The sequence below is a fragment of the Hymenobacter sp. BT188 genome, from assembly GCF_014333585.1.
GTDB lineage: Bacteria > Bacteroidota > Bacteroidia > Cytophagales > Hymenobacteraceae > Hymenobacter.
This window is the reverse complement of record NZ_JACSCW010000008.1, coordinates 73452-100141: the sequence shown is the minus strand read 5'-3', so window position 1 is coordinate 100141 and position 26690 is coordinate 73452. Positions and strand designations below refer to the sequence as shown.

Sequence of the window (26690 nt, the reverse complement as noted above, 5' to 3'; positions counted from 1 at the left end):
AAGCTTGCAGGGAGACCTGCTTCGTATACATTTGACTTCAGCAACTTCCTTCGTTTTTGGGGCACCAACGTACAATCCAGCCGCAAAGCCTACTTTCCCTTTATGATTCGCTACCACGTCTCGTTTGAGAATCCACTGACTTTTTATCTGCAAATTCAGTTGACGCTAACAGTGCCGGCCGAAGCTACTGAAGCCCTGAAGTTACAGTTGCCTGCCTGGCGCCCCGGTCGCTATGAACTGCAAAACTTTGCGCAAAAGATTCAGCGGGTGGTAGTAGATGATGCTGATTCGGGCGAGGTCCTATCCTACCGTAAGATAACAAAAGACCGCTGGCAGGTGGCGGACGCAGCTGGCCGCACCGTACGAGTGCGCTACAACTTCTATGCTCATCAGATGGATGCGGGCGGCTCCTGGCTCGATGAAAGCCAGTTATACATAAATGGGGTGCAATGCTTTATGTACACTGAGGGTCGTCAGCAGGAGCCTTGCGAGTTGACGCTAGAGCTACCGGACAACTGGCAGATTGCGTGTGGCTTACCCCAAAAAGCCCCCCATATGCTTCAGGCCGATAGTTTTGAGCACCTCATCGAATGTCCGCTGATAGCTAGTCCTACGCTCCAACACCACGAATACCAAGCGCAGGGCATTCCGTTTCATGTGTGGGTGCAGGGCGAATGTAACCCGGACTGGCCGCGGTTGCTTCAGGATTTCGCAGCCTTCTCGGAGGAGCAGTTGAGTCTGTTCGGCAGCTTTCCGGTGTCTGACTACCATTTCCTCAATCAGATACTACCCTACAATCATTACCACGGCGTCGAGCACACCAACTCCACGGTTATCACGCTGGGACCTGCGCAACTGCTTATGACAGATGTGCTTTACAAGGAACTGTTGGGCGTAAGTTGCCACGAATTATTCCACACTTGGAACATCAAAAGCATCCGGCCGGCTGAGCTGCTACCTTACGATTACACGCAGGAACAGTATTTCCGCACTTGCTACATCGCCGAAGGCATCACAACGTACTACGGTGAGTACTTATTGGCGCGCAGCGGCGTGCGCACGGCCGAGCAATACTTTCACGAGCTGAACACGATGCTGCGCAAGCACTACGAAGACGATGGACGCTTCAACTTATCGCTCGCTGATGCCTCAGTCGACCTTTGGCTGGATGGCTACAAGAACGGCGTGCCTGATCGTAAGGTATCCGTGTATCATAAGGGGGCGCTGGTAGCGCTGCTCCTGGATTTGGCGTTGCGGCAGCTTTCCAAGCACCAGCGCAGCCTCGACGATGTACTGCGGCGACTGTGGCTGGAGTTTGGCCAGCCGGGCGTGGGCTACACCGAAGATGACTATATCCGTTTGGTAGAAGAAGTAGCAGGCCGGCCCATGCGGCAGTATTTTGACAGCTTTATTTACGGCACTGCCCCCTTGGAAGAGCCGCTGACCAAAGCCCTGCACTTTGTGGGCTGCACGCTTCTGCAGGAAGAAAACGTATCGGCTACGGAAGGCGTATTCGGGTTTAAAACCATTGTGAAAAACGAGCGAACCGAAGTAGTGAACATCCTCCCCCACTCGCCCGCTGCCGCCACTCTTACCGTTGACGACGAAATAATAGCGGTGAATGGGCAGCGGGTTCAGATGAATTTGCAGGTATTGCTTAGCACTGGGGCTTCCAGCTATGAGCTAAGCGTGTTTCGTCAGAGTCGCTTAAATACCGTGTCGCTGGCAGCTGATCCAACTCGGCGTTTTTGGCCAAAGATTACCATTACGAAACGTCCTGATGCTACGCCGGAGCAACAGGTTAGCTTCAAACAGTGGCTCAAGCAAGATTTTTAATTTTGTGCTTATATGAATTTGTATCCTATTCTTTTTACGCTGGGAGGCATTTTGCTGATCAGCTGTGACAGTAGTCCTCAGGAAATCGCGAAAACTCCGGCAAGAATACCCGCAGCGGCTGTGCAGCCGAAAGTTATTCCACCTGCTGACTCAGCAACGGCAGCCCCAGCGGCCAAGATTTTACGCTCAGAGGCTGATACCCTTAAGCTCCGCAACGGCAGTGTAGCTCGGCTCACCCCAGCCCGCGAAGCTGAGTTTGCCCGCCTCAATGGTATTGACAGCGACACTACCGAGCAGAAATATATCCAGCTGGCCGATGGCCGTGCCCAACGCCGCGCTGATAAACTTCTTCTTACACTCAAAAATGGCCGTACGCTTACGCTAACCAATAATATTACCGATCCGGACGAGGAAAAGCACGTCGTCTACCGCTTCCGGGGCCCTTTAGCCAACAGCAACTTTTGGGTGCTGGATGTCACGCGCTGGGAGTCAGGATTTGTGCTTCTCATTAATCAGCATACCGGGCGGCGCACGCAGTTGTGGGGCCGACCAGTGTTAGCGCCCAATGGCACCCATTTAGTCACATTCAACTCCGATATGGAAGCCGGCTATTCGCCTAATGGGCTGGAGATTTGGTCCTTGGAAAGTGGAATCCCAATGTTGCGCTGGAACCGCGTAGTGAATACCTGGGGGCCAGAGGAAGTACGCTGGCTGAATGACAAAACGCTCATTATCCGGCAGTATTATCCTGACAGTACGCCTCAGATCAAGTATGCGCGGCTGCTGCTGCCCCAGTAGCTTACGGCACAAAAAGCCCCCAGAGCTAGTTCTGGGGGCTTTTTCGTGCCGTTTATCAATCCTTACTTTGCCTTTTGCTGCGAAGGATTGGGGTTGCTGCGGGGCTTATTGGTACGAGCCGAAAGTACTTCGTTCACGTTACCACCGGGCGTATTGCCCTTTATATCGTTGCCCGCTTCGGTAAGGATATTTTGGTTGGCGTTCTGCACTTTAGTTCCGCCGCTATTGGAGCCGCCCTTCATATCCGGGGCTACAGAATTCATATCATTCTGCGGCGAGTCGGAGGGCACAGATTTCTTCTTCGAGGGCTTCTTATTTTCTGCCATTGTAGTAGAGCTAAGGGTGAGAAGATTACTTCGTTCTTTTACCCAGCTTCGCTTTATTTAGTTGCTCAAAGGCGAGAAGCAAGCACATAAAAAAGCCCCCCAGTACCAATAACTGGGGGGCTTTTCTGGATTAATCAGGCTTACGCTTCTATGCTGATCGGCTCTACGTTTACCAGTTCAGCGAATTGACGCTCCCGAACCTCGATTTCCTCTTTGGTCAGATTAACCAAGCGCTCGGTACCAAACTTCTCAACGCAAAACGAAGCCATGGCCGAACCGTGAATGACGGCACGCTTCATATTGTCGAAGCTAATATCATCGGTGGCGGCGAGGTAGCCAATGAAGCCGCCCGCAAATGTGTCGCCGGCGCCAGTCGGATCGAATACTTCTTCTAGGGGCAATGCGGGAGCAAAAAATACTTTGTTTTTGCAGAACAACAGTGCGCCATGCTCGCCCTTTTTGATAATCAGATACTTAGGCCCCATAGCCATAATCTTACGGGCTGCTTTTACCAGCGAGTACTCACCCGAAAGCTGACGAGCTTCCTCATCGTTGATGCTTAGCACATCTACCATTTCAATGGTGGTGATAAGCTCTTCGAGCGCCACATCCATCCAGAAGTTCATGGTGTCCAGCACGATAAGCTTCGGTCGATTGACAAGGCGCTGAATAACCAGGCGCTGCACCTGCGGCGTCAGGTTGCCCAGCATCAGGTATTTGCAGTCCTGGTAAGAATCCGGAATGATGGGGTCGAAATCGGCCAGCACATTCAGCTCTGTTTGCAGGGTTTCGCGCGAGTTCAGGTCCGTCGAATACTTACCCGACCAGAAAAACGACTTCTCCCCTTCTTTTATCTGCAACCCCTCTGTGTCTACGCCGTGCTCTTGCAATAACAGCACATCCGATTGCGGAAAATCGTCGCCTACTACGGCCACCAGCTTCACCGGCTTTACGGAGTAAGAAGCTGACAGCGTGATATAAGTAGCCGCGCCACCAATGATTTTGTCCGTTTTGCCGAAAGGCGTTTCCAGGGCGTCGAACGCCACCGAACCGATAACTACCAGACTCATAAGAAGAGGGAATAAAAGTGATTCAAGCAGATGATTTGAAGTTGACAACGGTACAAACAAAAAAAAAGTCCCCGGAAAAAACTTTCGGGGACCTTTTCAGGGTAAGCAATGGGGCTCGAACCCACGGCCTTCGGAATCACAATCCGATGCTCTAACCAGCTGAGCTATGCCTACCAGATGGGTAATGGAGGGACAAAAGTAGTGGTACGGCGGGGTTATTCAAAAATTATGAGAGAGTTTTTTTGATCGGCGCAGAAGTAGCGCGAAGCTGCCGCCTCGCGCACGAGCAATGCGAGTAGGTGGCACCGCCCTGCTGATGCCAACGCGGAGGAACTCGCTACGCTTGTGCGCGAAGCGGCAGCTTCGCGCTACTCTCCTACCGAAGCGTCGTACCTTTGTCTTTCGCATTACCTTTTTTCATCATGTCCGACGCCACGCCCCAACCCATTTCCTTCGCCGATTTCAAGCTCAATAAGCAGCTGCTTACGGCCGTGGCTGAAGCAGGCTTTACGGAGCCTACCCCCGTTCAACAGCAAACTATTCCGCTTCTGCTTGCCGGGCACGATGTGCTCGGTATCGCGCAGACGGGCACCGGCAAAACTGCCGCTTTTGGTTTGCCCTTGCTCATGAAGGTGAAATATGCACAGGGTATTCATCCCCGTGCCTTGATTTTGGCCCCCACCCGTGAGTTGGCCATTCAGCTCGAAACGCATATAAAGCGCCTTGCTACCCAAACCGATCTACGGATCTACGCTATTTATGGCGGCTTGGGACCCAAAACACAGATCGAAACCATCGCCCAAGGCGTCGATATTCTTATTGCCACGCCGGGGCGCCTACTTGAGCTTTATCTGAAGGGCGACCTAGTCTTGAAAGAGCTGAAAACCTTAGTTCTTGACGAGGCCGACAAGATGATGGATATGGGCTTTATGCCTCAGATCAGGCGTATTCTGGAAGTTATCCCGACCAAGCGGCAGAACGTGCTGTTCTCGGCCACCATGCCGGATAAGGTAGCAAATCTGAGTGAAGAGTTTCTGGAGTTTCCAGTGCGAGTGGAAGTGACCCCGGCGGCCACTTCAGCTCAGAACGTCAGTCAGACGATGTATCAGGTGCCTAACCTGCTCACCAAAATCAACTTGTTGGGCCATCTGGTGCGCGATGAGGAAGTATTCAACCGCGTCATGATTTTCTGCCGCACCAAGGAACACGCCGACAACGTAGCGCACTTTCTGGGGCGCAAAAGCACGGGTGAGGTACGCGCTATTCACGGCAATAAGGGCCAGAATGTGCGTATTAACGCAATGGATGCATTTCGCGCTGGTGAGCTGCGCTTCCTAGTAGCTACTGATGTAGCGGCCCGTGGCATCGATGTACCACAGGTAAGCCACGTCATCAATTTTGATGTACCGCTGATTTACGACGACTATGTGCATCGCATTGGTCGCACTGGCCGGGCCCAGCATACGGGAGCCGCCATTACGTTTGCTAACGCCGCCGAAATGCACCACATGGGTCGCATTGCGGAGCTTATCAATCAAACTATCCCAGAGTTACCCCTGCCACCCGAAGTAACGGTGGCCGCTACTGCCTTCGATGAGCAGCAAGGCATGGATCGGGAGATTGACGATCGTCGTCGCCGCCTTGATCCGAATTTCAAGGGTGCCTTCCATGAGAAGAAGGTGCCGCTGCAAAAGGACATCGATAAGCGGACAGGTTTGCCTTACGTGGAAGGCCCAAACCGTAGTGTAAAAGGGCGCAAGGCGAATCCGTCGAAGGGACGAGCATCGTCGCCAGCGAAAAAAGCGGTAGCCAAGGCTCGCAATCGTCGCAAATAAAGTCTGGTTCTACCCGCCAGATTACTCACTGCATGCCATCAGGCGGTAGCCCGCCCGCACTGTCTCTTCGCACAACGGTAGATACACTCTGACTCCTAAGGCATTGGTGTGCAAAAAAACTAATACAGGAGCGGCAGACGACCGTTCGTGTATAGTGGAAGAACGGCCTTGCAAGGTGAAGGATTGAGGTTTCATAGTAGTAATGATGAAAAGAACGAGATTCTAAATAGCGGGTAGAGCTAAAGATAATACGATACTAGATAAAGCTGAACTGTCTTAAGCACAAATATTTATAGCTTACTTCACATCAAAGCAACAATATAATTTCCCGTTAGGCAATACCCACTTACAGGTATTCTGACCTCAATCTTTGCTACGTAGAAATGCCCCCCAGACTGTCGGTCTGGGGGGCATTTCTACGTAGTTCTATCTCGGAATTATAGCCTCAGTGCTGAAAGATGGGCAAGTGACTGAACTCGATGGTTATGAAGGTGAGAGCAACGCCCCAAATGGCCGCACTCCACAGCATATGCAGCAGAATACGTGAGCGGGGCACATGCAATTGAGTAGCAATGACGGTACCGAGGATGGGGCTAAACAGGATAGGCGTCAGGAAAGCAATGCCGGGCATCCCGAAACGACGAAAAATGCTTACGATACGGCGGCTGCGCTTGCTGAATATGGGTTTTCCCTTACGCTGGCGCCGCTTTCGCATGTGCAGCGCCCAAGCACGGCCCACCCCCGACACGATTACTACACTGGTCATCATGCCAGCCACGGTTAGCCCCCACGTGAGAGCGAAAGACAAACCCGCTGCCGTGCCCGCAACCGGGCCGGCAAAGAACTTGAGAGAGCTCAGTAGGTAAACAGATGCATATTGGGCCAATTCTTTGGCAAGTTCGGGTAGCACGAGCAAGAGGTAGTTACAGCTTGAATGGCAAAAACAGCCAACAGCTTCGGGCGTAAAGGTAACACGAAGCTTGTGCCCCCTTTGGTTCCCTGTATGCTGGCAGATTGTATGCCGTATTAGTAAAGCTGGTTTCTCATAGGCACTCTCCTACTCACAACTTGCTTCCGTATGATAAGTCGCCGGCGTCGCCGAGGCCGGGCATAATGTAAGCCTGGGCGTTTAGGCCTTCATCAACAGCTGCTACCCAGAGTGTCGCCTCCGGGATTTCGCGGGTTACATACGCTACACCTTCAGGGCTGGCAATAACGGCCGCTATGTGTACCTGCCGAGGCGTACCAAAGCGCAACATTGCTCTATACGTAAGTACCAACGATTTACCCGTAGCCAACATTGGATCTGCCAGAATAAGTACTCGCTCGTCCAAGGAAGGCGCGGCCAGATAATCGACCTGCACTTGCACTTGTGACGTGCCTTCAATGCGGTAAGCAGCCGCAAAAGCGCTGGGCGACTGGTCGAAATAATTGAGAAACCCCTGATGAAACGGCAAGCCCGCCCGCAACACAGTAGCCAGCACCGGAAAGTCGCGGAGCTGCTGACTACTGGCCGTGCCCAAGGGGGTTTGTACCGCTTTGTCGGTATAGCTTAGCAAAGAGCTGATGCGATAAGCGATGATTTCGCCTAAGCGCTGGAGGTTGCGCCGGAAGCGCAGACTGTCGCGCTGAACGTCCACATCACGCAGTTCGGCCAAAAAATGATTTGCGATGGATGGCTCGGCGCACACGATGTGTACGCGGTTGGAAAGGTCGGGAGTAGCTTCGGGCGTTGGGTTTAGCGCATCCATTGCAGATACCAGGGTTGGCGGGTTTGAGTGAGGGCCGCGTAAGGCACGGGCGTGGCGCCGAAGTTGGCGAAAAAACGCGCAATAGAGGGAATCATTCCGCCCTCAAAATCGAGTACCAAGCCGGGCGAACCTGCATAACGCTGAATTACATGGTCGAGCAGCAGCAGCGGGGCACCAACTTTTTTGCCCCCCAGTGAGGCGGCGGCAAACAAATAAATAATGGTGTGAGCATGATAAACGAATAATGCCCCAGCCAGTAACTCACCGCTATTCGGAGCTCGTACCTCCAGTATCAGCAGTCGGCTGTGCATCGGTAAAGATTCTACCAGAGCCTCCAAGTGCTGATATTCCTGACTTTTCAACCCAACAGCGACTTTCTCCTTTTTGAACAACTGAATAACAGCCTTCGCCGACATTGTTTCGGTAACTATTAAAGGCTGAGGCTGCTCCTGATTACGACCTAAACGGCGGCGGTAGTCGGGGGAATATCCAGCAAGCAACGTAGCATAAACGGGCGCCAGATTGAGCTGATAAGTTTGGCGCGGTGTCAACTTGAAGCCAGTTGGCGCAGCTACCAGTTCATTTTGGGTGCTCAACTGCAAGTACAGATGCGCAAAACGACCAGCTGGCAGCAAAGCCAGATAGTCGAGCACATTGCGGTGGCGGCTGGCGGCGGTGGTGATCAGGCCAAGCTGCTGCGTAAAAGGCGGCTGATACACGTCGCGGCCCCAAGGCCGCGTTTTAATGGGCAGCGGAAATATGGAAGCATAAGTACCCGTGTCCTCCTTCATTTCCACCACCGCATCCCAACGAACAGCCGTAGCCGCTAGCCACCAAGCGCACGCATACGGCAATGCGTGGGGCGCGGCTGCAATGCAGGCTTCCCAGGCAGACAGGTCGATTTCAGAATGGCGGAGATAACGAAGCAGCAAGGGAAAGTTTGAAAATTACCAGACTTAGTACGGCAACCTGAAGCAAAGGAGCACAGCATTGGGGGGCTATTTTAGGGCAAAAAGATTCAGCAAACCAGCCAACACGTCTTTTACGCAGCGAAGCCGGATCGATTTTCGCGCTGAACCTAATTTGCCCCCCAAGTGCGTAGTTTTGTACAGCCGGACGCCTCAGTGGTCGTTTGGTCCTACTAAGTAGTATGAGAAAATCGTTATTGCTGCTCACAGCGTTGAGCTTTGTAACTGGTCAGGCCGTTGCCCAGGTTAACCCAGCTGGTCCCACTTATCTCCGCATCGACACGCTGGGCGCCAAGCCTGCGGTCCCGGTTCAACCACAAAGTGATGTGCAAGGCACTACCTATGTGCCGCTCGACAGCGACGTGTATCGGCTTATTGACCGCTACACTATTCTCTTCGGCCCCGATTCGCTCAACGACCCGCACACTTCCGTACGGCCCTATACTCGCGCTAGCGTAGCCCGCTTAGCCGAGCGTATTCTTCGCGATAGCACCACCGTGGGTATCACTCGCGCCGACCGATTCAATGCAGACTACCTATTGCGCGACAACTGGCAGTACACGAAGCAGGATGTTGCGGTCAACACCTCGAAAAAGCCTGTGCTGGGGCGGTTTTACCGTAACCAGTCTGATTTTTTCCATGTAGAAACGCCTAGCTTCACCTTGCGCGTAAATCCGGTAGCCAACCTCTCCGCAGGTTATGACACCGACATTGACGGCCTACGCTACCTCAATACGCGCGGCGTGCAGGTGGAAGGTACCATCGACGAAAAGCTGGGGTTTTATACCTTTTTGGCCGATAATCAGACAGCAGCGCCATTTTATGTGCAACAACGGGTACTGCGCGATAACATCGTACCGCACGAGGCTTTCTGGAAAACCTATAAAAACCGCTCCGACCAGTACGACTTTCTGTCGGGCCGGGGCTACCTGACGTACTCGGCAACAAAGCATATCAACCTCCAGTTTGGCTACGACCGCAACACCATCGGCAATGGCTACCGCTCGCTCATTCTGTCGGACTACACGGCGCCTTACCTGTTTTTGAAGGTGAACACCCGCATCTGGAAATTCAATTATCAGAACCTATTTGCGGAAATGACGGCTGAAAAGGCCAACCAAGACACTATTTATCAAAAGAAGTACTTCGCGCTCCATCACCTCAGCCTCGATCTGGCACCTAACTTCAATGTGGGCGTGTTTGAATCGGTAGTTTTTGGGCGCGGCAAAGGCCGCTACGAGTTGCAGTACCTCAACCCGATTATCTTCTACCGATCTGTGGAGCAGGCTATTGGCTCAAACGACAATGCTTTGCTGGGCCTCGATTTCAAGTGGAATATCAAACGGCGGTTGCAGTTGTATGGGCAGGTAGTATTGGATGAGTTCGTTATCAGTGAGGCGCGGGCAGGCAAAGGCTCGTGGCGCAACAAGCAATCCGTACAGCTAGGCGGCCGGTACCTGAATGTAGCGGGTATCCAAAATCTCGATTTTCAAGGCGAGGTCAATTATATCCGGCCTTACACCTATCAGCACCTCGACCAGTACCGTAACTATCAGCACTACAATCAACCCCTGGCTCACCCTATGGGGGGCAATTTGGTGGAGTTGCTCGGTATCATCAGCTACCAGCCCTTGCCACGTTTGAACTTAGTAGCCAAAGGATTCTATACCGTGCAAGGCAATGACGTGGTGGATGAAAATGGCTTTTTGGTCAACTACGGTGGTAATGTGCGCTTACCCTACACCAACCGTCCGCTCCAGCCCGATGGTAATGTGCGCATAGAGGATTTCCGAGTGGGGGATGGTATCCAAACTAATCTTATCCACACCGATTTTACCGCCACGTATCAGGCCCGCCACAACGTATGGCTGGATGCGAAGCTGATTATGCGCCGCGTAACCAGCCCCGATGTAGATAATATAACGAATAGTACAGTGTATCCGTCCTTGGCTTTCCGTTGGAATATTGCGCAGCGCCTCCACGAGTTTTAACAGCTCCTGCGGGCCGCTATTTCCATGACCAATCACTATGATGTCGTTATTCTCGGGGCCGGACCGGCGGGTACGGCGTGCGCGTTGGCGTTGCAACATAGTGGTTTGCGCGTGGCGCTGGTAGATAAAGACCAGTTTCCGCGCGATAAAGTCTGCGGCGACGCCATTCCGGGCTTGGCGCTAAAAGCCATTCGGCAGCTCTCGCCCGCTTTGTACGAGGAGCTGTACGCGTTGCCGCAGAAAGCCGAAACCCGCGACAGTCGGCTGTTTTCTCCCGACGGCGGTGATATTAGGGTACGTTGGCAAATTCAAACCTTCAATAGTCCGCGCTTACACTTCGATGCGCGGCTGCTGGCGATGGTGCGAGCCCATACCGCAACGCATGTTCAGCTCGATTTTCCAGTTAAAGACATTCACATCACAGCTAAGCAGGTCACGCTGCTGCCCGCTAACGACCAGGCGCCACTTTCCTGCCAGCTGCTTATCGGCTGCGATGGCGCGAACTCGGTGGCTGCCCGCAAGCTTACCAAACGTTCCCTCGACCGCGCACACCAGTGCGTAGCCGTGCGCGCCTATTTCCAGGGCCTCACCGACACCGACGAAACTACTACCGAGTTTTACTTCCTACGCGAGTATCTGGCTGGCTACTTCTGGATATTTCCAGTCGGCGACGGCGTGTACAATGTCGGCTTCGGCATGCTCTCATCTGATGTAGCAGCCCAAAAGGTGGATTTAAAGAAAGTGTTATTGGCTATCACTCGCGAGCATCCGCAGGTAGCCAAACGCTTTGCCCAAGCCAGCCAACTAAGTGAAGTAAGTGGCTTTGGCTTGCCGCTGGGGGGCAAATCTCGGCCTATCAGTGGCGACCGTTTCATGCTTTGCGGCGACGCCGCGTCCCTTATTGACCCATTGCAAGGGCACGGCATCGATACGGCTATTCAAAGCGGCATACTAGCGGCGAAGCAAGCCATACGCTGCTTTGAGCAGCAGGATTTCAGTGCGGCGCAAATGCGCTGGTACGAGCAAGCCGTGTATCAACAGATAGGCAAGAAGTTGGCGCGTAGCTACCGGCTGATGCGGTTTATTTCTACCAAGCCTTGGTTGGTAAATGCGGGCTTTGGACTTGCCCGCAATGCCTGGGTAAAGAAATGGCTGCTGAAAGTGGTCGGGTAGAAGCCGATTAACAGTAGGCTGCGCTAATGCCTTACCTTTGCGGCCTCCATGAAAACTTACCTCCGCATTCTGGGCTATGCGCGGCCGTTCGCCGATTTCGTGCCCCTGTATTTTCTGTATACGGTGCTCGGCATCATATTCGGACTCTGCAACTTTACGCTAGTCATCCCGCTGCTCAACGTGCTGTTTGGCACGACAGAGCAGCATACAGCCACCGCTACCGCCCCGCCGGACTTTGCGCTGTCAATCGACTATATCAAGACGACGTTCGATTACTATTTCACGCAGGTCACGCTTTCTCGTGGCAAGCTGGGCGCGCTGAGCTTCGTATGTATGGTTCTGATTGTCTCGGTATTTCTGAGCAATCTGTTCCGCTATCTGGGCTTGCGCATTATTGCCCGCGTTCGGGCTCGCGTGATTCGCAATATGCGCCACGCGCTGTACGAGCGCATCACGCAGCTTCAACTCGGCTATTTTTCAGGCGAGCGTAAGGGCGACCTCATGTCGCGCCTCACCAACGACGTACAGGAAGTAGAAGGCTCCGTGGTAAATACCCTAACCGGCGTCATCCGCGACCCACTGTTTATCGTGGCCTACTTCGTGCTTTTGCTGTATATGTCGGTGAAACTCACACTGTTTACTCTGCTTATTCTACCGGTATCAGGCTTGCTGATTTCGGGCATTTCCAAGCGACTTAAGCGGCAGGCTCATCAAAGTCAGGAATCGCTGGGCACTATGCTGACGGTAATTGACGAGACACTGGGGGGCATTCGGGTTATCAAGGCCTTCAATGCCCAACCCTACATTTTGGGCAAGTTTCGGGCGCAGAACAACGAGTACGCACGCACGCTGCGGGCCATGGCCAACTCCCGCGATTTGTCGTCGCCTATTTCCGAGTTTTTGGGCGTAGGCGTCGTGGCTGGCTTGCTATTCTACGGCGGCACTTTGGTACTGTCGGGCGAGTCGGAGTTGACGGCGTCCGACTTCATCGGTTATCTGATTCTGTTTTCCCAAGTATTGGTGCCAGTAAAGGCGCTGGGCGGGGCGTTCAGTTACATTCAGCGGGGTTTGGTTGCCGGCGAGCGAATTCTGAAAGTGGTAGATACAGAGCCCATCATTCGCGACAAGCCCGACGCGCACGTGCTTCCTCCTTTCGAGCACCAAATCGAGCTGCGCAATTTGCAGTTCAGCTACGGCGACCAGCCCGTGCTCAGCGACATAAACCTTATTATTCCCAAGGGCAAAACTGTAGCGCTGGTCGGCCCATCGGGCAGCGGCAAGTCAACGCTGGCCGACCTATTGCCACGCTTCTACGACCCGACTGGGGGGCAAATTCTGATCGACGGCCACGATGTGCGCGACTGCACCATCCATTCCGTGCGCGAGCAAATGGGCATTGTGACCCAAGAGAGCATTCTTTTCAACGATACGATCTTCAATAATATCCGCTTCAACACCGAGGCCACCGAGGCGCAGGTAATAGAAGCCGCCAAAATTGCCAACGCCCACGAATTCATTCAGCAAACCCCCGAGGGCTACCAAACCTTTATCGGCGACCGGGGCTCGCGCCTCTCGGGCGGGCAGCGGCAGCGCATCAGCATTGCCCGCGCTATTCTGCGCAATCCCCCCATTTTGATTCTGGACGAAGCTACTTCCGCCCTCGATACGGAGTCGGAAAAGCTGGTGCAGGAAGCCCTGACGCGCTTGATGCAAAGTCGTACTTCGCTGGTGATTGCCCACCGCCTAAGCACCGTGCAGCACGCCGATGAAATTGTGGTGCTACAGAACGGCCGCATTGTGGAGCGCGGCACCCACGACGAGTTGCTGGCGCATGCTGGTGGCTTGTATCAGCGCCTTAATAGCATGCAAACCAACGGCATATTGGTGTAGAATTCGGGCTATAACTAAGTGCCAGCATGAAGTTTAACCGCACCGAAAAAGCCCCTCAGACCGTGAAAAAGGCGCTTAAATTCAACCGTTGAAGGCTTGGTTGCGTTTAGCAGGATGGTGCCAAGGTTGCACTGCGCGACGAAAATGGGTAAAGGTCTATATTTAGCCCGCCATTGTGGCTTCCGCGCGTAGTCCGACCACCGGCTTTTCATCCACTTAGCTTTCTCTTCCTATGCTTGCTTTCAAACGCTTAGTCAATGTAGTCGTCATGGTGTATTTGCTCCTGGCGCTGCTGTTCATCCTGATGCCCGCTTCCCGCGACTTTATGATGTCATCAATGGGATTGAGTGGCGACTTAGGGTTGGCAACATTTTACAACACGATGTTTGTCATCGGAGCCATATTGCTGGCTTTAGAGTTGATCGTAGAGAACCTGTACAATGTGGCTTTGCAGCGCGACCTTTCCCGTCAGGCCGGTAAGGTAAACGAGTTAAAAGCTCGCCTCTACGACCATCAGATGGAGCAGCGCGACCGAGACTTGCAGGCGCGTCCGGTTACTACATCGGCCTCAGCAGCCCCCGCTCGTCCCACTACCACAGTGCCCCCCGTTGTGCCCGTTACCCCAGTAACACCACCTACTCCCGTAGCGACACCAACTCCGGCTCCAGCACCAGTACAAACACCGACCCCAGCGCCAACCGCCACTACAACCACTACAACTACCCACCTCGACCCGGTATATGTAGTGCCCACCGATCCGACGCCGGGCACTAATTTGCCCCCTAACCCCAATGTGGTAGAGACACCACCGCATTCTAACGTTCCGCCTGCTTCCGCCGCCGACCTCGAAACGCCACGGCCCTCGCAGTATCCTTCTTCCCAACCTTAGTAGTGACCAATTCGCTTACCAACCGCATTCAGGCCGAACTCACGGAGGCTCGCACGGTCCTCGACCGTTTTCTGGCTGATCCAGCCAACCTTACTGCCATTGAGCAAGCCGCGCGCCTTATGGCTAACAGCTTGCAACAGGGAGGCAAACTTCTGAGCTGTGGCAACGGCGGCTCCCTCTGCGATGCGCAGCATTTTGCTGAGGAGCTCAGCGGCCGCTACCGCCACGATCGTCCTGCATTGGCGGCCATCGCCCTGACCGAGGCCTCGCACATGAGTTGCGTCGCCAATGATTATGGTTACGACCACGTGTTTGCTCGCTTCGTGCAGGCCCTAGGTCGCCCCGGGGATGTGTTGCTGGCCATTAGCACCAGTGGCAATTCGCCCAACATATTACGCGCCGCAGAAGCCGCTAAAGCAGCCGGAATGCGTATTGTAGGCCTCACTGGTAAGGATGGGGGGCAATTAGCCGCTCTCTGCGACGTGGAAATTCGCGCCCCGCACTCGGGTTATGCGGATAGAATCCAGGAGATTCATATCAAGGCCATTCACATCATGATTATGCTGATTGAGGAATTAGTAAACGAAAAAGCCGAGAGCTAGCCCATTTGCGGGCTTGTCCTTCTTCTCAAGAACACAGCTAAAAAAGCCGGCTTCCAAAAAAGGCCGGCTTTTTGGTGTCTATCTTTGCCTAGCTTTCATCTTATCCTATTCAGTTTTTATCAATGCTTACCAAAACCTACGGCTCGGCCGTGCAGGGAGTTAATGCCAATACCATTACAATTGAGGTAGTTGTATCACAGGGGACTAATTTTTATGTAGTCGGCTTGGCCGACAATGCTATTAAGGAAAGCCAGCAGCGCATTGAGTCGGCCCTGAAGTTTCGGGGCTATCGGATGCCGCGCACGAAGGTGGTAGTGAACATGGCGCCGGCCGATGTGCGTAAGGAGGGCTCTGCCTATGACTTGCCTATTGCGTTGGGTATTTTGCACGCCTCCCAGCAGCTAAACACGGAGCAGCTTGGCGATTATATTATCATGGGTGAGCTGGCGCTGGATGGCAGCTTGCGGCCCATTCGAGGTGTATTGCCTATTGCCATTCAAGCTCGCAAAGAGGGTTTCAAAGGCTTTATTTTGCCGCGCGAAAACGCCCAAGAAGCGGCCATCGTGAACAACCTTGACGTGATTCCGGTGGACAGCATGCAGCAGGCCATCGACTTCTTCGAAGGGCGCGAGGAAATTGCCCCCCTGCGCATCGATACCCGCGACGTATTTCAGCACAGCGTCAACCAGTACACTGCCGACTTCGCCGATGTGCAGGGCCAGGAAAACATTAAGCGCGCGCTGGAAATAGCCGCGGCTGGGGGGCATAATGCCATAATGATTGGCCCGCCTGGCGCTGGCAAAACCATGTTAGCTAAGCGGTTACCCAGCATTTTGCCACTCCTTTCCATGCAGGAGGCGCTCGAAACTACCAAGATTCACTCTGTGGCCGGCAAGTTGGGCACTAATGCCTCCTTGCTGACAACGCGGCCGTTTCGGGCACCGCACCACACTATTTCGGACGTGGCGCTCGTAGGTGGCGGCGGTAATCCACAGCCGGGCGAAATCTCGCTTTCGCACAACGGTGTGCTGTTTCTGGATGAGTTGCCGGAGTTTAAGCGCACCGTCCTGGAAGTGATGCGCCAGCCGCTGGAAGAGCGCCGCGTGACTATTTCGCGGGCGAAAGTGAGCATCGAGTTTCCGGCCAACTTCATGCTTATTGCCAGCATGAACCCGTGCCCCTAGGGTTATTCGGTCTTGATAATCAGATATTTAAAGATTAAGTAACAAAATAAGTAACAAGAAAATACATCGTGCTGCGAGTGAAGTTCTTGTAAAAATCAAATTTCAAGCACCTACAAAGCGCGCTCACCTTCGAGCAACTCCCCTACCTTCGCTGCTCGTTAACCATTTTGAAGGAAAATGAGGGGGACCGACACTACAGGCGCATTTGACAAGGCACGCAACGGCCTTTGGGCTTCCATACAAAAGCGCCTTGTCAATCTTTACGAAGCTGACAAAAGCTTTAAAAACAGCCTACGTTTCACAGATACCTTTCCCTTCGCTGCCCAGGCAGTAGAATACGAAGTGCTGGTTGAGTACACGAAGCAGCACACCAAGCTCCGTGACCTGTTTGTAGACGAGGTAGAGCAGCTTGGCGTGCTAGTAAAAGCGGTGAAGACCAAGCCCTACACGAGTGATGAGAAAAAGCAATTGTTCACGCTAATCCTTGGCTACGCAGACTTGCTGTGGTCTGTATGTAGTGAGCTTGAAGAGTGTGTTTCCACTAAGCATATAGTAAACAACGAATGGGAGGAAGCAAAAGCCAGTTTCGAGCGGGTGAAAGCTTTTGCGAGGCTTCATGTGAAAGGAATTGAGGGATTACTATAGGATAAAGTGATTGTGTTTGCGCTTGCTTATCACGCTTTGATTTATAGACCAATCCAGACCGTCAGCGGCCCCCGTCGGTCGTGAGAACCGGCGATTAAATTATTTAATTGATTGGGTCCTCACAGAAAACAGAAATTTGAGCCCGTTTGACACCTAAACTTTTAACCAAAGGATTGTACGGTTAGCCATCGGCGCCCACTTAGGACCTTGTCCCGCAGCAGGAGACGTCTTAGTCTAAGCTTTGTCATGGGTGCTGAGGCAGGTGTAGCTAGCAACCCTTATTTTCGAGGAGGTAAGACCTATTGACCCAAGCTACCGTACCCCTGGAGGAGAGCACTCCACGAGAGACCGCGGCCCACTTTCGCGCAAGCCCTTCCTTTGCAACGCCATCCCGCTGGTCTCTAGGCGCTACCCCCCTTTAAAGCCGAGTACGCCCTACGGCCCTTCCCCGCGGACGTCGCGCACGAGCCGCTGGAAGGCGTGGATGAGCTCGACCGTGTCCATACTTGTGGCCACGCTATGGAAGCCTTGCCCGAACCGCTGCCGCGCCCGCGTGCGATCGGCATAGATGAAGCAGTACTTGCCGGCCGCTTGGCACGCGACCAGAATGCGCTGCAGCGCATTCTGCATCACCGGGGCCTCAAACTGGGCCGGCACGCCCAAGGCGATGGACAGGTCAAAGGGCCCAATGAACAGGCCATCCACCCCGGCCACCTGCACGATCTCTTCCACCCGCTCCAGGCACTCGCGGGTTTCGCATTGGGGCAGCAGCAGCGTCTCGCGATTGCAGCGGGCTAAATACTGCCCTAGGTCGTGGAGCTCGGGCGCGTAGGTGAAGCCCGAGGCCCGGGACGGGCCAAAGCCGCGCTCGCCCAGGGGCGCGTACTTGCCATACTGAACCAGGCGCCGAACCTCCTCCACGGTTTTGACGGCCGGAATCACCAGCCCCTGGGCCCCTTGATCCAGCAGGTTCATCACGGAAGCGCGGGAAGCATCCTTGACCCGTACCAGCGGGGTCAGCGAGTGGCGTTCAGCGGCCAGGATCTGGGCGGCGGCCCCCGCCAGGCTGCTGGGACCATGTTCCATATCCAAGACGACATAGTCGAGCCCGGCCAGGGCCAGGCATTCAATGAGGGCGGGGTCCCCGAGCTGCACGAAGGTGCCGAGCGTGGGGGTGCCCTGCTGCAAGTGGGCGCGCAGACGGTTGTGCATCCAGGTAGAGTTGGGTGAGGCGGCCACGGGGGGCCGGCGTAAGATGGGGATTTCGCACGAACCCGTTCGCCTCCTGCCCGCAGAAGGGTACCTGCGCAGTAGTCCGCTCCGCCCACGGAGCCACCATCCGCTGCCTTTAGCCGGTGGCCGGGGAGAACTGTTGGTGGGTCAAAGGTGACCTAGTGGAATTACCCGCGATAGTCACCTTTCTCGAGGGAGCGTTTAAGAAACGTGACAGTACTACGCAGGCCAACGCCTAACACCCGTTGTGTGGCCCCTGGTAAAATACCACGGGACAATTTTCACTCCCTTCGCCTGATCCTTCTACAAGGGGGCCTAATGGGTGGAGCGAAAGTAGTCTAAGTGGATTGGCTCTCGGTCGCAGCGTCCAAATGAAGAATGAGCTGGGCTTGGCGCACAATCGCCTGCCACTCCGGGTCCGCCAAAATAGCGGCCTCCGTATCGGGCTCCGCGTAGGCCTTGATTTGACGGTCCAGGGTCTGTAATTCCTGCAGGCTAGCCGGACTCATCCCCATATGCTGCTCCCAGGTGAGGAACTTGGGGAAAAAGGCGTCATCATATAAGCGGCAGTACGTTTCGCTGAAAGAATCTACCTCGGATCCCGTCCCCAGCCAGACGCGATGCTGATACGTCGGATCCGCGATATCGCCAAGGGCCGCATAGATTTGCTGTTTCCAGAACGTGTATTCGCGCAGGGTCATAAGAGGAAGATTGGTTAGTGCCCTATTATCAGGCGTTACAGGGTCGAACCTAGTCACCTTAGAACTGATAAGTGGGCCTTATCAGTGCTGACTTTAGACGCTGTACCGGTGTGCAACGAGCGTTCAACAACTGTACAGCATCCCTATAGGGACTGATAACCATGTTCTTATCGGGTCCTATTGCACTTTATTACATCCTGTAAACGCCCTGCCAACGCTGTTTGAACAAAGACCCTTGCGCTGAACGTCGCGTAAGCGCTTACTTTGCCCCGGATGAGCAAGAAGGATTATGTTGCCTATGCGGTATTTTCGATGGTGGCCATGTGCTGCTATTTTGCCGGAAAGGAGGCCTTTGGCTTCTTTGGCGGCATTTTCGGCCTAGCGCTGGGGCTGTTCGCCGGGCTTGCCGCCCTGCGGCTGATTATCCGCCGTTCCCTACGGTTCGGCGTGTATGCGTTGGGCATTGTAACCGTTGGGGGGCTGTCGGCCCTCTACGGCTTGGTGCACTTATCGGAGCGCGCAGTGACCGTGGCCAATCTCCAGGGCCGGTGGGTAGCCGGCGACCCCGGGGGACCCGTTACCTTGCACATCCGGGATTCGACGGCGGTGCTGGACATGGAGGTGTTTTCGGCCCCCCAACGCTTCGCCCTGGTTGTCGCCCACGACAGCTTGCGCATGAGCAGTCCCACGACGAGGCCCTTCGCATGGCGCGTTCATACCCTGACCACGACCCGTATGAACATCAGCGCCAAGCAAGGCGTGTTGACTTTTCAGCGGGAAGACAACGAAGGCCGGCGGTTGGTAACCCCATAGCGAACGCAGTGCTTCGCGTCGAGTAAGAGCTCCTTTCAGACTGCCTTTCCCCTCCCGTTGCTCAACTACCAGCAGCGGCCCGAAGCCAGGTCCGTTGGACGAGACGCAGGTAGCACCTGTTCATAATAAGGACCGATACGACCCTGGTTATCGGTCCTTATCCGAAGGCTGGTGACGTATGGCAAGTGGGGGTTCGGAAACGGTCTGCGTTTTATCACTCGTTTTTGATAAGATGCCACCCACTATAGCCAACACAGAAAACAAAGAAGCCGATGAGTACATAGCCCGGCACTTTATCCCGCTCGTCACTATCCAGGGAGCCAGGTCCCACAAATAGGTCGGGATAGACGGCGGAATGAAATAGCGCCCCCGTTCCTGGGGCGTTCACCGCTTGCCAATACTGGCGACCAACGTTAACCACACGGGCTTGTCCTTGATAGACAAAGTGGACAACATAGGAGGGGTGTTTTCCACCGGAGCCCGCCGTTTTACGAACGATGTCCACCGGCACCGTATGCCCCGCCCGCACCACTTGCCACGCCTGCTGTTTGTGGACCATCACCAGGCTCATCATGACGGTCATGAAAACGGACAAGAGCAAGAGAAAGGTGTAGGGATTCCACAAGCGCGCAAACAGGTTATCCGAGGGGCGCATAGGCTATAATCATATTTCGGGCAGTTTCTTTAATCAGCCTAAACTTAACACTATTCCCAGAGTGCGTTTATAACTACTTTTATGTAAAACAACTTTTCCGTGACGGCAGTCAGTTAATTTTCTGCAGGTGTATACCCGTTAAATCTCATTTTTAGGGCACCCTTAGAAAAGCCTTAGGTGAGCAACTAACACTTTTCCTAGGGTGCGCCCAGCGGCAAGTCCTGGAAGATGGGTGAGCCATGCTGCGGCTCGAGCCGAAAGCCAAAATCCCCCACACCGCAGCGGCACCTGTGCTAGCGTGTGGGAAGGCAAGCTGGTGGAAGCGTTTGTCACTGGACTACGCCTAGCAGGCAGGTCCAGGCGCTAAGGGAGCTTGTGGCAGGCTCCTTGCTTATCCCAGCTGAGGCCGGTGCGCGTAAGCCGGGTACGTCCTGTGGCCTGCTCAGATAAACCATTTGGGTAAGGGTTACGCTGGTAACCCATACCCATGGTATGGGTTACCAGCGTTACCTACTTATCATCATTTGTTCACCGTGCAACGTCAACTGCTTGCTCGGCCTAACCCATTTAAAAGAGCATTAGAGAAGACAATGGGTGACTTGTATCAGGAGGAAAGGAGTTAGATAAGGCGTCTATGGTTATGTGGATTAGTGCTCATTACGGCTGGTTGCTGAGCTTAGCGGGCCTCCTGACCGCCATCCTGGTCATCAACCGGGTGCTTCGCACCGGGCCCACCCCCGCGCAGGCTCCGGGTCCGAAAACCAGCACCCCCATCGGCGGGCCGCCGCGGGCCGGGCGCTCTGGGCTTCAGGATAACTCCGTCAGGGAGCCCGGCCGCCCAACAGAACAGGGCCGCCCGGCGGCGAGTCGCAGCAAGGTAACCCCTAGTCTAGGCTTAAGTGGGGGCGTCGAGCAGCGGCAGTCAGGGTAGCAGAGCCCACCCAACTGAATGATGTAGGCCCCCTAGTTCCCACTCCGGCCCGGGCTGTTGGGGCCGGAGGTGGTCCCAGCAGCTCCGGCGCCTGCAAGGCCTGAAACCAGCGGGCGGCCAGCTTTTCCTCTCCCCGGGCATTAGGGTGCAGGCCGTCGTGCAGGTCCTGGTTTTGAATCTGACTAAACCCAGTATGCTGGTCCACGATGACGACGGGGGACTGAGCCCGCGTTTTCTTTGCGGCTAGGGCCGGCAGCAGCGCATTCAGAGCCCTGATTCTCGGATTGATCCGCTCATTGGGCGGGGCCGCGGGAATCAGCTGGGCCAGCAACACTTTCACCCGCGGGTTTCCGGCCCGCAGCGAATCGATGATAGCGCCCAGGTTGTCGCGTATCTCCGTCACGGGCTTGTCGCCAAAGCAATCATTGGTGCCCGCGTGCAGTAAGACAATATCGGGTCGCTGATCCTGGGCCCACTGCCGGCTTTCGGCCAGCAGCATGGGCGTAGTCCAGCCCCACTGGCCCTGGTGATGTAAGTCAAAGTCCAGGTGGGGCCCCAGTCCGCCCTTGTTGAGCAGGCGCCCGCCCACAAAGTTCACCGGGTAATGGGCCTGCTGCAGCTTCTGCCAGAGGGGGCGGCGGTAGCTCGCATAGTGGCGATTGCCGTGGGTGATCGAATCCCCCAGGGGCATGATGCTCACCCGGTCCTGGTTAAGGTAGGATGAGGCCATTATCCAAAAGGCCAGCAGTAAACCGAGGAGGAGCAGGAAGGCGCGAAAGGGACGAAAGGCACGGATTGCTCGCATGCGAGGGAAGAAGTTAACGAAGCCAGTGATGCATACAATAGGATGGATAGCTTCTTGGTGTTAGCTACTAGGTTCGGTTTCCAGGAGCAGGGATCAAAGGTTTAGTAGTGCGCTCTGCTGCAAAGTGACGGCCAGCATGACGGCGACCAGCCCGAAGAGCAGGAACACCATCAACCACCAGTACAAGCGCTTGAACGGGTCCACCGGGAAGGGCCTCCACAACAGCAGCGGCAAAGACAAGGGCGTAAAGCTATCAAAAAGCGTATGACCCGTCAGCCGTAAGACCAGACTGGTCGCGACGGCCAGTAAGGCACCCGCCAGCAACAGAACCTGCTGCCAGCGGGGAATCTTGGGTATCATAGGACGAGCCGTTTAATATGTCTGGTTGGCCCCCGCTACCGTATAGAGGGGGTCTTCCATAACATTGACCTCGATGATGGATTCAGCCTTGGTCAGCAGCTGCCGGCAATCGGGACTCAGGTGACGCAAGTGCACTTTCTTGCCCGCCCGGTGGTAGCGCTCGGTGAGCTTGTTCAGGGCTTCAATAGCGGACATATCGGCCACCCGGCTTTCTTTGAAGTCGATGACCACTTCCGCCGGGTCGTGCTGCACGTCGAACTTTTCGTTGAAGGTCTGCACGGAGCCAAAAAACAACGGTCCGAACAGCTCGTAGTGTTTAACCCCGGCTTCATCGAGGTACTTACGGGCCCGGATGCGGGTGGCATTTTGCCAGGCAAACACCAGGGCGGCTAGGATGACGCCCATGAGCACAGCCAAAGCCAGGTTGTGCAGGGCGACCGTGATGCCCGTCACCAGGACCATCACCAGCACATCAGCGGCTGGCATCTTGCCAAATGTTTTCAGCGAGGCCCACTCAAACGTGCTCACCGACACCATGATCATCAGGCCCGTGAGGGCAGCCATGGGTACTCGCTCAATGTAGGAAGCCCCGAACATAATGAAGACGAGCAGCATCACAGCCGCTACCATGCCTGAGAGGCGGGCGCGGGCCCCCGACGAAATGTTAATCAGACTCTGCCCGATCATGGCGCAGCCGCCCATCCCAAAAAACAAGCCCGACGTGATGTTGGCTACACCCTGCGCCACGCACTCTTTGTTGGTGCGGCCCCGCGTTTCCGTGATTTCGTCGATCAGGTTCAGGGTGAGCAGGCTTTCAATCAAGCCCACCCCCGCCACAATAGCCGCATAGGGGAAAATCAGCGCCAGCGTTTGCAGATTGAACGGCACAGCTGGAATATGGAAGGGCGGAAAGCCGCCTTTAATGGAGGCAATATCTCCGACGGTTTTGGTATCAATACCCAAGCCGATAACCAGCGCCGACACCACCAGAATAGCGGCCAGAGAAGCCGGAACGGCCTTCGTCAGGCGTGGCAACCCTACGATAATGGCTATGGTGAGACCCACGAGCCACAGCATAGTAAGTAAGGGCGTTCCCGTCAGCCAGTGGCTTACCCCGGCAGCGTCCACCGTCTTAAACTGCACGAGCTGGGACAGGAAAATAACAATGGCCAGCCCATTGACGAAGCCAAACATCACCGAGTGCGGCACCAAGCGAATGAACTTACCCAGCCGAAACACTCCGGCCAGTATCTGCAGAATACCAGCTAGCACAACGGTGGCAAAGATGTACTCCACCCCGTGGCTTTTGGCCAGAGCTACCAACACCACGGCCACCGCCCCGGTCGCCCCAGAAATCATGCCTGGCCGGCCACCTAGCAGGGAAGTGACGAGCCCCATCACAAAGGCGGCATATAAGCCCACCAACGGTGGTACTCCCGCAATGAGGGAGAAGGCCACCGCCTCCGGAATCAAGGCCAGGGCTACTGTGAGGCCCGAGAGGATTTCATTCTTAAAATTTATTTGGTACTGAGTGAAGTATTGAAATACTTGTTGCATAAAACGCGCTGAGAATGGACAAAAGGAAATCTGTCTGCTTTCAGTTGAAAGCAGGGAGAAGAATATCTAAAGCCAAACTTCAGGGCGGAGTAAGCTGAAAAATGAAGGCGTGATGCAGGGGCATAAGCAGAGAAGAAGTGCCTGGAGGTGAATATCAAGCGAACCCAATCAGGCTAATACTTCGAAGGATGACTCTGAAAGCTTGTTTTTGAATGACGGGCATTTAGAGCAGCGGCTTCCGGGCTCGCACCTCGGCCACCCGGCGGGCCAGATCCTGACTATGCAGCGGAATACCCCGCGCGTTTAAATGCGTCGCATCGTGCCAGTACCGTAGGTTGTTGGAAAGCTCGGTAATGGGCTGTTGGGCATAGTTGATATAGGGAATGGACTCAGCCCGTAGCACAGAATCAACCAGGGCGGAAGTGGCCGCCAGATGGCGCGGCTGTTGGTAATAGGTGGCGGTGAAGCAAATCAACTCCATCTGCTCTTGTTTGCAAATGGCAATAAACTCGCGCAGATACCGCAGATGGGCCCTATTGAGGTAGGGAGGTTCCGCGTTCAGCTTTTCCAGCGCATAGAGTGTGCGTACGCTATCCTGAGGTGAGGGCGTTTCTGGCTCATAGCCTTGATTAAGGGGAGCATCGGGGTTACTGCTTACGTAGTTTTTGGCGAGGCTCGCCACGTTGCTGTTATGGCGGTACAGCGCAAAGCTGAACTTCAGCGGGGCCAGCCACGTCCATTCGTTGGTATAGGCCGTCACCAGTGGGTCCTGCCCATAATAGTACTTCAGATACTGAATATCTTCTGGGTAGCTGGGGCGCAGATACTCATCCAGATCGACGTGGAGCAGAATCGTGCGGGGCAGCTTTTGCTTTTGCCGCAGGACACTCAGCAGGGCCGTATGAAAAATCTGCGTCGTGCCATGATGGCCAAGGCTGAAGGTACCCGGGCCTAGACTATCAGGGCAGATATTAGACACCAGCCGCGAGTCGCCCATCAATACGATTGGGGGCGGAGTCAAGTCCAAGTAGGTATTAACCAAGCCCCCTCGCTGGCCGCTACGGACCCGCTCGTACAAATTATCCAGCAGCCAAGCGCCGCCGCGATCCAGCGAAAAAAGCCCCCCCATGAAGAGTAAAAAGAAGATGGTGAAGTTCTTCATAACAAATAGCCGGGGAGGTTAAAACTGGAAATAGATAAATTGCCCCCCAGAGCTGACACCGAAGCACAAGAGCACAACGACCAGACCCAGGGACACAGCCAGCGGCTTGGCCCACCCATTCGTTGGGGCTAGCAAGTGAAAATCGTGGCGACGGAGGAAAGCATATTCGAGCAGTAGCAGCACGGCAACCCGAGGCACAAACGTGCCCAGTTTTTCTAGGTCCAGCGCGGGTGGCGCCGTGTGCAGCACCTCCGTCACGTGGGTCACGACATACCATGCTTGCTCAAAGGTAGTCGCGCGAAAAAACACCCAGGTCAGGCAAATAAGGTGGAAGGTGAGCAGAACCCGCAGGAGTTTAACAGGCCAGCTTAGCGGCTCGCCAACACGTACGCCGAGGAGTTTTTCTACGCTCAAATACAATCCATTTAGAAAACCCCAGATGACGAAATTCCAGGAGGCTCCGTGCCATAACCCTCCCAGCAGCATGGTTAGCATGAGGTTGCGGTAGGTAAAGATTTTGCCCAACCGACTGCCCCCTAGCGAGATATACAAGTAGTCGCGCAGCCAGGTAGAAAGGGAAATATGCCAGCGCCGCCAGAACTCGGTGACGCTCTTGGCAAAGTACGGCAAGCGGAAATTCTCCATTAGTCGAAACCCCATGACCTGCGCCGAGCCTAAGGCAATGTCGGAATAGCCGGAGAAGTCGCAGTAGATCTGAATGGCAAAGGCATAGGTAGCCAGCAGCAAGGACCATCCGGAGTGCATTTCATAGTTATTATAAACTGAGTTGACGTACCCGGCCAGCACATCGCCGACCACCACTTTCTTGAACAAGCCCCACAGTATGCGTTGTAAGCCCATCACCACCTCATTGAACTCGAAGTGCTTTTCCACGTGAAACTGCGGCAGCACGTTCTGGGGCCGCTCAATTGGCCCGGCCACGAGCTGAGGATAGAACATGACGTACAACGAGTACAGGCCCAGATGGCGCTCCGCCGGAAAGTTGCCCCGATACACTTCAATGGTGTAGCTCATGGCCTGAAACGTGTGAAACGACAAGCCAATGGGCAGGATAATGCCCAAGTAGGGCAGCTCATATTGCGTGACGTGAAGCGAGTCGAGCATGGCCCCCACGTTATCGAGAAAGAAATTGTAGTACTTGAAGATGGCCAACACCCCCAGGTTAGCTATTAAGCTAAGGATAAGAAATTGCTTGCGCCGCGGTCCGGTAGCCTTTGCAATCTGTATACCTGCTACATAGTCAATGAGAATGGTGAAAAACAGAATCAGGATGTAGGCCGGAATAAAGGCCATATAAAACCCGCAGCTGGCCCCTAGCAACAGCCACCATCGATGACGGTGGGGAAGGATATAGTATAGGGTGGTGACAACCACGAAAAAAACGAGGAACTCAAAGGAATTAAAAAGCATAGCCAGTCAAGGCACGGCTGCTGGAGCTGCACCAAGTATGAAATCAAACAGGTAATAGGATAAAAGCTTTTAACCGCCTACGCC

Annotated in this window: 25 protein-coding genes, 1 tRNA gene and 1 pseudogene; 12 read left to right on the top strand and 15 right to left on the bottom strand. The window is 54.5% G+C overall.

Going from position 1 to position 26690, the window contains the following annotated elements:
• Nucleotides 1–102 precede the first annotated feature (102 nt).
• Both H8B13_RS19175 and H8B13_RS19170 read left to right on the top strand, forming a co-directional pair.
• Nucleotides 103–1836, top strand: a complete 1734-nt coding sequence (locus tag H8B13_RS19175; RefSeq protein WP_187312438.1) for a M61 family metallopeptidase — start codon at nt 103–105, stop codon at nt 1834–1836.
• 12 nt (nt 1837–1848) lie between these two features.
• Nucleotides 1849–2634, top strand: a complete 786-nt coding sequence (locus tag H8B13_RS19170; RefSeq protein ID WP_187312437.1) for a hypothetical protein — start codon at nt 1849–1851, stop codon at nt 2632–2634.
• A 62-nt stretch (nt 2635–2696) separates the two neighbouring features.
• On the opposite strand, the gene H8B13_RS19165 is transcribed toward H8B13_RS19170, so the two are convergent.
• From H8B13_RS19165 to H8B13_RS19155, 3 genes are all read right to left on the bottom strand, one after another.
• Nucleotides 2697–2960 carry a hypothetical protein gene (locus tag H8B13_RS19165; protein WP_187312436.1) on the bottom strand — a complete coding sequence of 88 codons (264 nt, stop codon included), beginning with the start codon at nt 2958–2960 and terminating at the stop codon, nt 2697–2699.
• Between the two features lie 140 nt (nt 2961–3100).
• Complete coding sequence (locus H8B13_RS19160) at nt 3101–4030, bottom strand: PfkB family carbohydrate kinase (protein ID WP_187312435.1); 930 nt, start codon at nt 4028–4030, stop codon at nt 3101–3103.
• A gap of 100 nt (nt 4031–4130) precedes the next feature.
• Nucleotides 4131–4204, bottom strand: a tRNA-His gene (locus tag H8B13_RS19155).
• A gap of 248 nt (nt 4205–4452) precedes the next feature.
• Between H8B13_RS19155 and H8B13_RS19150 the strand changes: the two genes are divergently transcribed.
• A complete protein-coding gene (locus H8B13_RS19150) occupies nt 4453–5865 on the top strand; it encodes a DEAD/DEAH box helicase (protein ID WP_187312434.1) in 1413 nt (470 codons plus the stop codon).
• 21 nt (nt 5866–5886) lie between these two features.
• On the opposite strand, the gene H8B13_RS19145 is transcribed toward H8B13_RS19150, so the two are convergent.
• The 4 genes from H8B13_RS19145 to H8B13_RS19130 all read right to left on the bottom strand — a co-directional run bounded on the left by H8B13_RS19145 (nt 5887) and on the right by H8B13_RS19130 (nt 8548).
• Nucleotides 5887–6060, bottom strand: a complete 174-nt coding sequence (locus H8B13_RS19145; RefSeq protein WP_187312433.1) for a hypothetical protein — start codon at nt 6058–6060, stop codon at nt 5887–5889.
• Nucleotides 6061–6310: 250 nt separating this feature from the next.
• Nucleotides 6311–6775, bottom strand: a complete 465-nt coding sequence (locus H8B13_RS19140) for a hypothetical protein (RefSeq protein WP_187312432.1) — start codon at nt 6773–6775, stop codon at nt 6311–6313.
• Between the two features lie 151 nt (nt 6776–6926).
• Nucleotides 6927–7616 (bottom strand): uracil phosphoribosyltransferase, encoded by a 690-nt coding sequence (gene upp, locus H8B13_RS19135; RefSeq protein ID WP_187312431.1) that lies wholly within the window; start codon nt 7614–7616, stop codon nt 6927–6929.
• Nucleotides 7604–8548, bottom strand: coding sequence for a GNAT family N-acetyltransferase (locus H8B13_RS19130; protein ID WP_187312430.1), 945 nt, complete (start codon nt 8546–8548; stop codon nt 7604–7606). The genes upp and H8B13_RS19130 overlap by 13 nt, the downstream gene beginning before the upstream one ends.
• A 218-nt stretch (nt 8549–8766) precedes the next feature.
• Here H8B13_RS19130 and H8B13_RS19125 point away from each other — a divergent pair, with 218 nt between their 5' ends.
• The 7 genes and pseudogenes from H8B13_RS19125 (at nt 8767) to H8B13_RS19095 (ending at nt 16958) form a co-directional block, all read left to right on the top strand.
• A complete protein-coding gene (locus H8B13_RS19125) occupies nt 8767–10575 on the top strand; it encodes a hypothetical protein (RefSeq protein ID WP_187312429.1) in 1809 nt (602 codons plus the stop codon).
• Between the two features lie 24 nt (nt 10576–10599).
• Nucleotides 10600–11748 carry an NAD(P)/FAD-dependent oxidoreductase gene (locus H8B13_RS19120; RefSeq protein WP_187312428.1) on the top strand — a complete coding sequence of 383 codons (1149 nt, stop codon included), beginning with the start codon at nt 10600–10602 and terminating at the stop codon, nt 11746–11748.
• 48 nt (nt 11749–11796) lie between these two features.
• Nucleotides 11797–13638, top strand: a complete 1842-nt coding sequence (locus H8B13_RS19115; RefSeq protein WP_187312427.1) for an ABC transporter ATP-binding protein — start codon at nt 11797–11799, stop codon at nt 13636–13638.
• A gap of 232 nt (nt 13639–13870) precedes the next feature.
• Nucleotides 13871–14527 (top strand): hypothetical protein, encoded by a 657-nt coding sequence (locus tag H8B13_RS19110; RefSeq protein ID WP_187312426.1) that lies wholly within the window; start codon nt 13871–13873, stop codon nt 14525–14527.
• Between the two features lie 2 nt (nt 14528–14529).
• Nucleotides 14530–15129, top strand: a complete 600-nt coding sequence (gene lpcA / locus H8B13_RS19105) for a D-sedoheptulose 7-phosphate isomerase (RefSeq protein ID WP_187312425.1) — start codon at nt 14530–14532, stop codon at nt 15127–15129.
• 122 nt (nt 15130–15251) lie between these two features.
• A pseudogene (locus tag H8B13_RS19100) lies at nt 15252–16310 on the top strand (YifB family Mg chelatase-like AAA ATPase); the annotation flags it as partial.
• A 180-nt stretch (nt 16311–16490) separates the two neighbouring features.
• The gene (locus tag H8B13_RS19095) at nt 16491–16958 is read left to right on the top strand and encodes a hypothetical protein (RefSeq protein ID WP_187312424.1); all 468 of its coding nucleotides are present in this window, start codon (nt 16491–16493) and stop codon (nt 16956–16958) included.
• A 435-nt stretch (nt 16959–17393) separates the two neighbouring features.
• On the opposite strand, the gene H8B13_RS19090 is transcribed toward H8B13_RS19095, so the two are convergent.
• Together H8B13_RS19090 and H8B13_RS19085 are read right to left on the bottom strand one after the other, a co-directional pair.
• Nucleotides 17394–18170 (bottom strand): HpcH/HpaI aldolase family protein, encoded by a 777-nt coding sequence (locus tag H8B13_RS19090; protein ID WP_187312423.1) that lies wholly within the window; start codon nt 18168–18170, stop codon nt 17394–17396.
• Between the two features lie 359 nt (nt 18171–18529).
• Nucleotides 18530–18892 carry a hypothetical protein gene (locus tag H8B13_RS19085; RefSeq protein ID WP_187312422.1) on the bottom strand — a complete coding sequence of 121 codons (363 nt, stop codon included), beginning with the start codon at nt 18890–18892 and terminating at the stop codon, nt 18530–18532.
• A 273-nt stretch (nt 18893–19165) separates the two neighbouring features.
• Between H8B13_RS19085 and H8B13_RS19080 the strand changes: the two genes are divergently transcribed.
• Nucleotides 19166–19705, top strand: coding sequence for a hypothetical protein (locus H8B13_RS19080; RefSeq protein WP_187312421.1), 540 nt, complete (start codon nt 19166–19168; stop codon nt 19703–19705).
• 214 nt (nt 19706–19919) lie between these two features.
• On the opposite strand, the gene H8B13_RS19075 is transcribed toward H8B13_RS19080, so the two are convergent.
• Complete coding sequence (locus H8B13_RS19075; RefSeq protein ID WP_187312420.1) at nt 19920–20360, bottom strand: hypothetical protein; 441 nt, start codon at nt 20358–20360, stop codon at nt 19920–19922.
• A 634-nt stretch (nt 20361–20994) separates the two neighbouring features.
• Here H8B13_RS19075 and H8B13_RS19070 point away from each other — a divergent pair.
• Nucleotides 20995–21291, top strand: a complete 297-nt coding sequence (locus H8B13_RS19070; RefSeq protein ID WP_187312419.1) for a hypothetical protein — start codon at nt 20995–20997, stop codon at nt 21289–21291.
• On the opposite strand, the gene H8B13_RS19065 is transcribed toward H8B13_RS19070, so the two are convergent.
• The 5 genes from H8B13_RS19065 to H8B13_RS19045 form a co-directional block, all read right to left on the bottom strand.
• Nucleotides 21245–22096: an SGNH/GDSL hydrolase family protein gene (locus H8B13_RS19065; RefSeq protein ID WP_187312418.1), complete on the bottom strand. Its 852-nt coding sequence runs from the start codon at nt 22094–22096 to the stop codon at nt 21245–21247. The genes H8B13_RS19070 and H8B13_RS19065 overlap by 47 nt on opposite strands.
• A 93-nt stretch (nt 22097–22189) precedes the next feature.
• Nucleotides 22190–22456, bottom strand: a complete 267-nt coding sequence (locus H8B13_RS19060) for a hypothetical protein (protein WP_187312417.1) — start codon at nt 22454–22456, stop codon at nt 22190–22192.
• A gap of 12 nt (nt 22457–22468) precedes the next feature.
• Nucleotides 22469–24013, bottom strand: coding sequence for a SulP family inorganic anion transporter (locus H8B13_RS19055; RefSeq protein ID WP_187312416.1), 1545 nt, complete (start codon nt 24011–24013; stop codon nt 22469–22471).
• A gap of 223 nt (nt 24014–24236) precedes the next feature.
• A complete protein-coding gene (locus H8B13_RS19050; RefSeq protein ID WP_187312415.1) occupies nt 24237–25175 on the bottom strand; it encodes a hypothetical protein in 939 nt (312 codons plus the stop codon).
• An 18-nt stretch (nt 25176–25193) separates the two neighbouring features.
• Nucleotides 25194–26606: an MBOAT family O-acyltransferase gene (locus tag H8B13_RS19045; protein WP_187312414.1), complete on the bottom strand. Its 1413-nt coding sequence runs from the start codon at nt 26604–26606 to the stop codon at nt 25194–25196.
• Between the last annotated feature and the right edge of the window lie 84 nt (nt 26607–26690).